At 68.3% G+C, this 11,231-nt stretch carries 6 protein-coding genes and 3 pseudogenes; 8 read left to right on the top strand and 1 reads right to left on the bottom strand.

The genetic code is table 11. The features are described 5' to 3' along the window. The first annotated feature begins 84 nt into the window (after positions 1-84). The 3 genes and pseudogenes from AC07NF_RS24880 to AC07NF_RS24870 all read left to right on the top strand — a co-directional run bounded on the left by AC07NF_RS24880 (position 85) and on the right by AC07NF_RS24870 (position 3,232). Positions 85-1,282 (top strand): annotated as a pseudogene (locus AC07NF_RS24880) (glycoside hydrolase family 10 protein). Positions 1,283-1,409: 127 nt separating this feature from the next. Continuing rightward, the gene (locus tag AC07NF_RS24875; protein ID WP_494633362.1) at positions 1,410-3,095 is read left to right on the top strand and encodes a glycoside hydrolase family 43 protein; all 1,686 of its coding nucleotides are present in this window, start codon (positions 1,410-1,412) and stop codon (positions 3,093-3,095) included. After that, positions 3,073-3,232: pseudogene (locus AC07NF_RS24870) on the top strand (hypothetical protein). Before AC07NF_RS24875 ends, AC07NF_RS24870 begins: the two are co-directional and overlap by 23 nt. Here the strand turns inward: AC07NF_RS24870 and AC07NF_RS24865 are convergent. After that, a pseudogene (locus AC07NF_RS24865) lies at positions 3,217-4,816 on the bottom strand (GH35 family beta-galactosidase). The pseudogenes AC07NF_RS24870 and AC07NF_RS24865 sit on opposite strands and share 16 nt — an antisense overlap. Before the next feature lie 46 nt (positions 4,817-4,862). Between AC07NF_RS24865 and AC07NF_RS24860 the strand changes: the two are divergent. The 5 genes from AC07NF_RS24860 to AC07NF_RS24840 all read left to right on the top strand — a co-directional run bounded on the left by AC07NF_RS24860 (position 4,863) and on the right by AC07NF_RS24840 (position 11,222). Further along, a complete protein-coding gene (locus AC07NF_RS24860; protein ID WP_494633361.1) occupies positions 4,863-6,164 on the top strand; it encodes an alpha/beta hydrolase family protein in 1,302 nt (433 codons plus the stop codon). Between the two features lie 145 nt (positions 6,165-6,309). Further along, positions 6,310-7,539, top strand: a complete 1,230-nt coding sequence (locus AC07NF_RS24855; protein ID WP_492815025.1) for a hypothetical protein — start codon at positions 6,310-6,312, stop codon at positions 7,537-7,539. Between the two features lie 3 nt (positions 7,540-7,542). Then, a complete protein-coding gene (locus tag AC07NF_RS24850; RefSeq protein ID WP_494633360.1) occupies positions 7,543-8,331 on the top strand; it encodes a peptidoglycan recognition protein family protein in 789 nt (262 codons plus the stop codon). A gap of 93 nt (positions 8,332-8,424) precedes the next feature. Beyond that, the gene (locus tag AC07NF_RS24845; RefSeq protein WP_494633359.1) at positions 8,425-10,581 is read left to right on the top strand and encodes a sensor histidine kinase; all 2,157 of its coding nucleotides are present in this window, start codon (positions 8,425-8,427) and stop codon (positions 10,579-10,581) included. Next, positions 10,578-11,222 carry a response regulator gene (locus AC07NF_RS24840; protein ID WP_494633358.1) on the top strand — a complete coding sequence of 215 codons (645 nt, stop codon included), beginning with the start codon at positions 10,578-10,580 and terminating at the stop codon, positions 11,220-11,222. The genes AC07NF_RS24845 and AC07NF_RS24840 overlap by 4 nt, the downstream gene beginning before the upstream one ends. Positions 11,223-11,231: the final 9 nt, after the last annotated feature.

Genomic DNA, 11,231 nt, shown 5'->3' with positions numbered 1-11,231 from the left:
GGTACGGATGGATGGGCTTTTCCGGCTTCCGATCCTCGTTTCGGAAACCGGCCGGGGAAGCCTGGTTACTCCTGCCAACTGTCTTTGTTTTGGCGCGCATCGGTCCTCCAAGACGGTGCGCGCCTTTTTCTTGGGAGCCTGACGAATGAGCCTCTCTCGCCGAGATCTTCTGGCCGTGGGCGCCGCCGGCGCCGCCACCGCTTTCGCCGGCTCGGCGTGGGCCGATGAAACCCCGCTGCGCGACCTGGCCAAGGCCAAGGGCGTCTATTTCGGCAGCGCCGTCGGCGCGGGGCCCAAGGGCGCGATCACCGGCTCGTTCGAGGATCCCAAGTACCGCGAGATCCTGGCCCGCGAGTGCGGCGTGCTGGTGCCCGAGAACGAGCTGAAGTGGTACGTGGTCCGGGCCCGCGGCCCGCAGGCCTTCGACTACGAACGCGCCGACCGCATCGCCGAATTCGCCAAGCAGAACGGCCAGGCCCTGCGCGGCCACACCCTGTTGTGGCACCACCCGCAATGGTTCCCGGCGTGGACCAAGACCTACGACTTCGGTTCGCGCCCCGCCGAGGCGGCGGCCAAGATGGTCACCGAACACATCCAGGCCCTGTGCGGCCGCTATCCGCAGATGATCTCGTGGGACGTGGTCAATGAGACCGTCGACCCCAAGGACGGCTCGATCCGCAGCACCTTCCTGTCCGATGCGATGGGCAAGGAACAGGTGCTGGACCTGTCGTTCCACGTCGCCCGCCAGGCCGCGCCCAAGGCTCGGCTGGTCTACAACGATTACATGAGCCAGGAGAACGGCAACGAGCAGCACCGCTACGGCGTGCTGAAGCTGCTGGAAGGCTTCAAGAAGCGCGGCACGCCCGTCGACGCCCTGGGCGTGCAGAGCCACATCGGCGCCGAGAACGCCGACAGCTTCACCGGTTTCGGCAAGCCGCAGACGAAGGAATGGACCGCCTTCCTGAACGAGGTCACCGGCATGGGCTACGACCTGCTGGTCACCGAATTCGACGTCCACGACAAGGGCCTGCCGGCCGCGTTTGGACCCCGCGACGCCGAGGTCGCGGCCTATGCCAAGGCGTTCCTCGACCAGATGCTCAGCTACAAGCAGACCAAGGAGGTCCTGGCCTGGGGCATGGTCGACAAGTACTCGTGGCTGCAGAACCAGTGGTATCGCCAGGACAAGCTGCCCAAGCGGCCGACGCTGTATGATGATGCGTACAAACCCAAGCCGCTGCGCGAGGCGGTGGCGGCGGCGTTCCGGGCGGCCCCGGCGCGGTAGACCTAAACCAAACTCCGACTATCCCCGCGAAAGCGGGGATCCAAGCGGTGGCGCGGGTTGGAGCACGGCGTGAAGACACAAGCTCGGCTTGGATCCCCGCTTTCGCGGGGATGATCGGTGAGAGGGGATGCGTATGATGAGATTGACCTTGGCCCTGGCCCTGATGGCCACCGCCGCGAACGCCGCCCCCAACACCGCCCAGTTCACCAACTTCGTCTACAGCGGCTCCGACCCGTCGGACTCGGTGCAGCGCGCCCCCGGCCAGTACCGCAACCCGATCGTCCAGGGCTTCTACCCCGACCCGTCGGTCACCCGCGTCGGCAAGGACTACTACCTGGTCAACTCGACCTTCGCTTGGTTCCCCGGTCTGCCGGTGCACCACTCGACCGACCTCGTCCACTGGGAGCAGATCGGCAACGCGCTGGACCGCCCCGGCATGCTGGACTTCAAGCGGCTGGGCCTGTCGCGGGCGGTGTTCGCGCCGGCCATCACCCATCACGACGGGCTGTTCTACATCCTCAACACCTGCGTCGACTGCGGCGGCAATTTCCTGATCACCGCCAAGGACCCCAAGGGGCCGTGGTCGGATCCGGTGTGGCTGCCGGACGTCGGCGGCATCGACGCTTCGCTGTTCTTCGACGACGACGCCAATGGTGGGGGCCGGGCCTGGATCGTCAACAACGACAACCCGCCGGGGCCCGCCGAGTACCAGGGCCACCGCGCCATCTGGATCCAGGAATACGACCCCAAGACCCAGAAGACGATCGGCCCGCGCTCGGTCCTGCTGGACAAGGGCGTCGACCCTTCGACCAAGCCGATCTGGCCCGAGGGGCCGCACATCCTGAAAAAGGACGGCTGGTACTATCTGGTCGCCGCCGAGGGCGGCACGGCCGAGGGCCACAGCCAGGTGGTGCTGCGCTCGAAGGTGGCCACTGGCCCATACGTTCCGTATAAGGATAATCCAATCCTCACCCAGCGCGGCCTGCCCAAGGACCGCCCGCTGCCGATCACCTCGGCCGGTCACGCCGACATCGTCGACGCCCCCGACGGCTCGTGGTGGGCGACCTTCTTAGCTGTACGTCCTTATGGCGATGATGCGTACAACACCGGCCGCGAGACCTTCCTGCTGCCGGTCGAGTGGAAGGACGGTTGGCCGGTGATCCTGCCGAAGGGCCAGACGATCCCGTACGTGAGCGCCGCGCCGAAGTTGCCGGCGGTGAAGACCTCACCCACCTCGGGTCCGTTCCGGGCGGCCGAGATGTTCGCCGGGCCCGAGCTGCCCAAAAACTGGATGACCATGCGCATCCCGACCTCGCGCTGGTGGAGCGTGAAGGGCGGCATCCTCAGCCTGGACGCTCGCGCGGCCAAGATCGGCGACAATGACCAGCCCAGCGTCTGGGCGCGGCGCCAGCAGCACATGAACGCCACGGTGTCGACGACGGTGCGGTTCGAGCCTAAGGCCGACGGCGACAAGGCCGGCCTGGTGGCGGTGCAGAACGACGACTTCTACTGGTTCGTGGGCCTGGTGCGGGCTGGCGGCAAGACCGTCGTGCGGGTCGAGAAGCGGGCCGGCAAGGGCGATCCGGTCGATGGTGTCGTGGTGGCGGAAAAGCCGGTTTCCCTCAAATCCGGCGATGGCCTGAATTTGAAGATCGTCGTGAAGGGCGGGGCCTTGGACTTCGCCTGGGGCACCGCGCCGGGGACGTGGGAGACGCTGACGGCGGGGGCTGACGGGACCACACTGAGCACCAAGGTGGCCGGTGGGTTCGTCGGAACGATGCTGGGCGTTTATGCGCATGGCGCGGCGCAGTAAGCCCGCAAAAATAGCGTGTCATCCCGGCCGCAGCGTAGCGGAGAGCCGGGACCCAGGGGCTACCGCACTGCGCTCGGCCCCTGGGTCCCGGGTCGGCTTCGCCGCCCGGGATGACACTGAATTATCGGTACTTATAGAGCCTCACCCGCTGCACCCCGAACTCCGTCGGCGGCAACCGCACGTGCCGGCCCTGGTGCGTCTGGTCGCCGTTCAGCCAGCGCCCATCAACCCACTTCCCGTCCAGGAAGCTGACCTCCCGCACGCTCTCCAAGCCGACGCTGGCCCCCTGCGTCGCGAAGGTGATCGTGATCCCCCGACCCGCCACCAGGAACTCGTCGGCGCTAAGCTGGATCACCAGCCCGCCATGCGCGGCATAGTCCTGGGCATCCTTCGGCGTCCACGGATCCACCACCGTCACCGTGAAATCCCAAGCCCCGAAGCTCGCCTTCCGAGGCGTCAGGTCCACGGTCCCGTCATAGGCCACCGGCGCCCGGAAGCCGCGCATGGTCTTGCCGCCATCATGCGTCGTGATCAGCGGCGTCAGTTGGTCCAGCAGCCGATAGGCCGCACCCAGGGTCTTCACCCCGTCCGCTGGCAGGTGCTCGATCGAGAAGGGCGAGAAGCCGATCGCGTCGTGCTCGCCGATCGCCCAGAAGGCGTTGCCGGGCGCGGGCGTCTTGCCGGCCTGGTCGGCCTCGGGGATGAACAGCGGCTGGTCGGCCCGGTCGTAGGGCGGCATCCATTTCACGAAGTCGGCGAAGTAGATGTCCGGGCTCAGCATGTCCAAGGACGGCGCCGCCGCGCGCCACAGGTCGATCAGGTGCGGCAGCGGGCCGGCGCTGGGATAACCGCCGGGCACGGTATTGGGCCGAGGCAGGGCGGCGTTGATATACATCGGCAGCGGATAGGCCTTCTTGCCGGCCGCCGTCACCGCCTCGACGTAGCGCCCGAAGGTCCAGGCCTGCCACAGCTCGTCGGTCGCCGCCGAGGCGCCGAACACCTCTTCCCACGTGCCCGTCTTCTTGGCCCCGGTCGCCTTCAGCACCGCCGCCGGCACGGGCTTCTTGAAGTCGTCCTCGGCCGCTTTGCTATGGTCGCGGGCCTGCGGCAGCATGCCGATCTCGTTCTCGACTTGGACCATCAGCACGGTGCGCTGCTCGCCGTCGACCGCCTTCAGGTGGGCCATCATCGCGGCATAGGCCTTGGCGTCGGCGTCACGGGTGGCGGGGTACGAGGCGCTGAGGATCTCGATCGCCTTCCCCTCGGCCGTGCGGGCCAAGGGGAACCGCGTCTGGTCGCGCTTCACCCAGGCTGGCGTGTAGGTCGACATGCTGTTCTTCCACGCGCCGAACCACAGCAGCACCAGCCGCATGTCGTTGGCGCGGGCCTGGGCGATCATGCCGTCCAGCACGGTGAAGTCGAACTGGCCCTCGACGGGCTCCAGCTGCTCCCAGGTCACGGGCGCGAGCACCGTGTTCAGGTTCGCCGCCTTCAGCACCGCCCAGTGGCCCGACAGGTCCTTGAGGTCCGAGCTCGAGGAATTGCCCAGCTCCCCGCCCAGGATCAGGAACGGCTTGCCGCCGACCAGCAGCCGATGCGCGCCGTCCTGGCGGGCGATGCGGGGCAGCTCTTCGGCGTGCGCGGGAAGAGCGAGGCCCAGGGTCAGGGCGGTGCCCAGAACGGTAAGAATGTTTCGCATGGCAGAGGTCAGATGACGTCATGACACTTGTAAGATCAATGCTCAAAATCGCCGTGGCGGCAGCGTTTGTGACCGCTACCCCGGCTGCCGCCCAGTTCCCGCAACGCGACGTCGCCGCCGGCCAGGCCGAGCACGCGCGCATGCTGAAAAGCCTGGGCATCACCAAGCCCCTGCGCCCCGGCGTCGACGGCTACAACAAGGCCGCGCCCAATGCCGTGAACTACGACGAGGCCAAGGCCGGGCCGTTCAGCCTGCTGCCCGATCCGCTGGCTTTCCCGGACGGCCGCCCGGTCCCCGACGCCGACGCCTGGTGGAAGACCCGCCGGCCTCAGCTGGTCGAACTGTTCGAGCGCGAGGAGCACGGGCGGATCCCCAGGAACGCCCCGAAGGTCACCTGGAAGGTGGTCAAGGAAACCAAGTCGGTCCGGGCCGGCGTGCCGGTGATCGAGAAGCGCCTGGCCGGCGTCGCCGACAACCGCCGGGCGCCGCCGATCAACGTCTCGCTGGACCTCCTCGTCGTCACGCCCGAAGGCAAGACTGGCGTCCCGCTGATCCTGGAGCTGGGCTTCCCCGACGGTCCGCCGTGGGCGCGCAACCGCCCGCCGCCGCCCGGTCCCGACTGGCGCGACCTGGTCCTGGCGCGCGGTTGGGGCTACGCGATCCTCGACCCGACCAGCGTCCAGGCCGACGATCCGGGCAAGCTGAACCAGGGGATCATCGGCCTCACCAACCGAGGCCAGCCCCGCAAGCCCGACGACTGGGGCGCCCTGCGCGCCTGGGGCTGGGGCGTCAGCCGGGCCATCGACTACTTCGAGACCGACCCGGCGATCGACGCCAAGCGGGTCGGGATCGAGGGCCTGTCGCGCTACGGCAAGGGCGCGCTGGTGGCCATGGCCTACGAGCCGCGCCTGGCCGTGGGCCTGATCGCCTCGTCCGGCGAGGGCGGCGCCAAGCTGCACCGCCGCAAGCGCGGCGAGCAGGTCGAGAACCTGGCCGCCGAGGGCGAGCACCACTGGATGGCCGGGAACTTCCTGAAATACGCCGGCCCGCTGACCGCCGACGACCTGCCGGTGGATGCTCACGAGCTCATCGCTCTGGTCGCGCCCCGGCCGCTGTTCATCAGCGTCGGCAACGACGAGGCCGACGCCTGGACCGACCCTCGGGGGATGTTCATGGCCACCGTTGCGGCGGGGCCGGTCTACCGCCTGCTGGGCAAGCAGGACCTGGGCGCGACGACCTTCCCCAAGCCCCTGACCCTGATCGCGGACGGCGACCTGGCCTTCCGCCAGCACGAGGGCGGCCACACGCCGGGCCCGAACTGGCCGTTCTTCCTCGACTTCGCGGCGCGCTACCTGGAGGCGCCCAAATAACGGGCGTCTCGATTTTATCGCTCGTTTTGAGTGTGTGGGCGCTTTTATCTTGCTAAGGCTGTGTTAACCTTTGCCGTGGGCGAGCTCGCGAGCATCAGTGCGGCGTAGCTGCAGGTCGCCATAAGTCCTTCGGGGGGAGGCGGCGATGCCGATCAAGATCAATTGGGGTGTAGTCTGGAGGTCCTTGGGCGTCTTCGCGACGTTCTTGGGCCATGCCCTTGGCGCTTTGGCGGTAACCTACGGCTTTCTTCTGGTCTTGGTGACGGCGGCGGCTCAGCAGCGCGTGATCACGCGACTGGAGGCGTTCAACAACACGCCCCCGCCGGCGCAGGTTGTACCGCCGGCCAAGGACGAGGAAGCCGATGAGGCCGATGAGACGGATCCGGCCGCCGACGCCGCCAAGCCGGTTGTCACGCCAGTGCGCGAGCGGCTCGACTACAGCTCCGGACGCGTGCGTCTTGAGGCAGCGATCGAGGCTGAGCAAAAGATTGAAACGATAAGGGGGCGGTATGCTACTGAGCAGGCGACAGCCAGAAAAGCAGTTAAAGATTACGATACTTCTCGAGAAAATGTAAAAACTACTGCGGCAAAGATTACACCGCTCTTTGAGCAGGTGCAGAGGTTGTGCAGTAAGGTCGTCCCAACATCATTATTTTTCGTTATATCTTATGAGGGGCGTTGGGATAGGGCGCGTCAATGCGGGAACTCAAATCCCACCGTGGCTACGACGTTCGCTGGTCAAGTCGACAACTATCGCGCGCTTGAGGCTGCGCTTGCTAGCCAGCGTAAGGCAGCATCCGATCTGAAGACGGCGACGGATACGTTGGAGGCGACCGGCAGGGAGCTGTCGGAGCTGCAAAATATTCTGAAAGCCGCCGAACCGCTCGGAATGATCTTCAGCGATGTCACGGCGCTCAAGGATACGTTTATTCTGAGCCCCTTCGTCGCCAGGATACCGCCGGCGATCCTTCAGATCGTGATGGCCTTTGTCTCCGGCCTGTTCGGCGCCTTGCTGGTGACGCTGGTGCTGATCGTCTATCCGAACAACTCGATCTCGGCCTCGGCCGGGGGCAAGATCCTGTCGCGGATCTTCCTGGGCGGGCTGATCTCGACCGGGGTCTATATCGTGCTCGGCGGCGGCACGGCGCTCTTGGGCGGCAACATCGCCTTCGACGAAAGCAAGGCCAACTTCATGACCTTCTGCGCCGTCGGGGTGCTGGCGGGCATGTTCTCGGACCGCGTGGCGCTGTGGCTGTCGAAGCGGGCCGACACCTTCTTCGGCGAACGCGACAAGCTGACGCCAGAGTCCTCGTCCGAGGCCGGCGGGACCACCACGACCGCCGCCACGACCACCGAACCCCATACGTACGGGTGATCCATGGCCTTCACCGCGCTCTATCCGGTCACCGAGATTCACGCCCCGATTTCGAAGCGCCGGTCCGGGCGGCGGGTCACGCCCGGCGTCAAGTTCCTGGTCGCCCACGACAGCGGCAATCCGGGCGCCACCGCCGCGGGTCACGCCCAGTGGTACCGCAACGACCCCAACCCGAAGATCGTCAGCTCGGCCCACCTGTTCGTGGACGACAAGAGCATCGTCGAGACGATCCCGGCCTTCGCCAATGCCGAGCAGGCCCTGCACGTTCTGTACTCGGTCCCGAACGACAACCGGATGTTCGGCTACGACGCCAACGATGCGGCGATCGGGGTCGAGTACTGCTATGGCGGCGGGATCGACGCCGACGCGGCCTATGCCCGTTATGTCTGGGTGCTGGCGGCGCTGTGCGACCATCACGGCCTGGACCCGGCGCGGCATGTCGTCGGCCATTCGGTGCTGGATCCGGCGCGTCGGCAGGATCCCCAGATGGGGCTGTCGGCCAGCAACCGCTCCTACGCTCAGCTGCTGAAGGACGTGGTGCGGGTGTTCCAGCAGAACAGCAGCTCGCCAACGGCCGTCGCGTCCGGCGCGGTGAAGGTCGGCCCCGTCACCACCTCGGTCTGGCTGCAGATCCGCCCGACGCCCGACCGCAGCCAGCCGCCGATCCGCAAGGTGGCGCCCAAGACCAGCCTGGTCTGCCAGGCCGTCGTGGCCGGCGAGGAGGTCGAGGGCATCGACCAGTGGTGCCAGGTCGGCGCGGCCGAATTCTGCTGGAGCGGCGGCGTCATTTGAGGTCCGCGCAACCCCCAATCCTGGGGGTGTCCCCGTAACGGTGTTCCGTGAGAGTTGCGGCCGTGCTTGTCCTGCCCCAAGCTCGGCTCATCCATGCGTACATCGTCACCCACCACCCTGTTGCTCGGCGTCGTCCTGCTGTGCGTGGCGACCGCCCTGGTCGGCGTGTGGATGGCGTTGAGCCCGGCTTGGCTGGGAGGCGGCTTCGACAGCCGGCCGAACGGCGCCATCGTCATCACTCGCCTGGACCCCGAGGGGCCCTTGGCGCGGGCCGGGGCCAAGGTGGGGGATCGGCTGGCCGGAATCGGCGCCGACCCGACGGCCCCGGCCTTGCGCGCCGCCGAGATCGGCGGCCTCGACACGCCCGCCACCCAGGTCCAGGCCCGCGAGCAGCACCGCCTGCAAGGCGCCTTCGCCCAGGCCCTGAAGGCCCGGCCGCTGGTCGTGCGGCTGGAAGGTCCGGATAAGGTCCAGCGCCCGGTGACCCTGGACGATCGCCCCCGGCCGCTGACCACCCTGAACGCCGAGTTCTGGGCCAATCTGGCGTTCGGGCTGATCGCGGCCCTGATCGTCGGCTGGGTCTGGGCGCTGCGGCCGCGCGAGCTGTCGACCCAGCTGTTCGCCGTGACGGGCCTGTCGATGCTGGCCTTCACCTTCGGCTGGGCGGTCAATTCCAGCGTCGAACTGGTGACCGACCGGGTCCTGGCCCAGGCCGCGGCCCTGCTGAACATGATCGGCGCGGTGGCCTTCGGCGGGGCGATGATCGCCTTCTTCCTGGCCTATCCCAAGCGGGTGACGCGGGCGCCGCTGATGCTGCTGGCGCCGCTATGGGTGCTGGGCTGGGCGCTGACGCCGCTGCTGCCCGGCAATCCGTCGGTCGAGAGCACCGGCCAGGCGATCACCTCGATCGAGATGGCCCTGATCATCGTCGCCATCGGCGTCCAGGTCTTCGCCAGCCGCAAGGACCCCGCCGCCATGGCCGCCGCCCGCTGGCTGGGACTGTCGGTGATCGTGGGAGCGGGGGCCTTCATCGGCAATGTCGCCGTGCCGATCGCCCTGGGCCGCGCGCCGTTCCTGGACCCGCGCTACTCGCTGGGTTTCTTCGTGATCATCTATGTCGGCATGGCCGTGGGCCTGCGCCGCCACAAGCTGTTCGAGCTAGACCAGTGGGCGTTCCGGATCCTGTTCTACCTGAGCGCCGGCGCGGCCATGCTGGCCCTGGACGGCCTCTTGATCACCGCCCTGGGCGCGGCCCCCAGCACGGCGCTGGGCGTGTCGCTGCTGATCGTCGCCTTCGCCTACCTGCCGTTCCGCGACGTGCTGTGGCGGCGCACGATCGGCCGCAAGACCATGAAGGACCACGAGATGTTCGCCGCCGTGGCCCAGGTCGCCCTGATCCACGACGCCGAGGCGCGGGCGGACGCCTGGAAAGCGCTGCTGTCCAAGGTCTATGAGCCGCTGGAAATCAGCGCCGGCGGGCCTTTACAGATCAAGGCCGAGATCCTGGACGAGGGCGTGGCCCTGGGCCTGCCCGCCGCCGCCGGCACCACGGCCCTGACCCTGCGCTTCCCGTTCCGCGGCCGAGGCCTGTTCGGCGCGGCCCAGGCCCAGCTGGCCGACCAGCTGGTGGGGCTCCTCTCACAGATCGAGGAAGGCCGCGACGCCTACGCCCGGGGCGTGGTCGAGGAGCGCCTGCGCATCGCCCGCGACCTGCATGACGACGTCGGCGCGCGGCTCTTGTCGGGCCTGCACCGCCAGGACCTGTCCCAGACCCGCGAGGCCATGCGCGGGGCGATCGGCGACCTGCGGGCCATCGTCTCGGGCCTGTCGGGCCACGACCTGCCGCTGGAGGCGGTGCTGGCCGACCTGCGCCACGAGACAGCCGAACGCCTGGAGGCGGCCGGCCTAGCGCTCGATTGGCCGCCGGTCGAGCTGGCCGACCCCGACCGCACGGCGCCCTACCGCGTCTACAAGAACCTGACCTCGGCCGTGCGCGAGGTGGTGTCCAACGCCATCCGCCACGCCGGGGCCACGACGATGGCGGTGACCGTGCATGAGGACGGCGGCCGGCTGGAACTGACCCTCAGCGATGACGGCGTGGGCCTGCCTGGCGAGCCCGGTCGGCGCAGCGGCCTGGCGAATCTCGAGCGCCGCCTGGGCGAGATCGGCGGGGCGGTCGAGATCCCCGAGACGGCCAAGGGCACGGTGATCCGCCTGTCCGCGCCGATCGATGTGAGCGCGACCGCATGAGCCTGCCTTCCACCGCATTGGTCCTCGAAGACCAGGCCGAGACCCGCGAGCACCTGCTGGCGGCGTTGTCCGAGGCCTTTCCGGGCGTGGTCGCGCGGGGCGCGGCGGACCTGGCCGAGGCGCGCTCGTTCCTGTCGGATGGCGCGCCCGACCTGGCGCTGGTGGACTTAGGCTTGCCGGACGGGCGCGGCGTCGACTTCCTGCGGGATCTGGCCGAGCGCTCGGGCGGGGCGACGCGGTCGGTGGTGGTGACCATCTATGCCGACGACCACCACCTGTTCGACGCCATCGCGGCGGGCGCGGGCGGCTATCTGCTCAAGGACATGGGCCGTGACGAACTGGTCCGTTACCTGCGGCGGCTGGAGGCGGGCGAGACGCCGCTGTCGCCGGCCGTGGCGCGGCGGATGCTGGACTACTTCCGCAAGCCCCAGGCGGCGGCCGAGCCCGAGGCCGCTTTGACGCCCCGCGAGACCGAGGTGCTGCGCCTGATCGGCCGCGGCCTGCGCTCGGGCGAGGCGGCCAAGGTCATGGGCGTCACCGAGCTGACCGTGGCGGGGTACGTCAAGGCGATCTACCGCAAGCTCAACATCTGCTCGCGAGCGGAAGCGGCGCTGGAGGCGGCCAAGCGGGGGCTGGTCTAAGCTCTACCC

This window comes from Caulobacter sp. GW821-FHT10A06 (assembly GCF_059415805.1).
The sequence above is the reverse complement of the archived record's forward strand: the minus strand, read 5'-3'. Positions and strand labels throughout refer to the sequence as shown.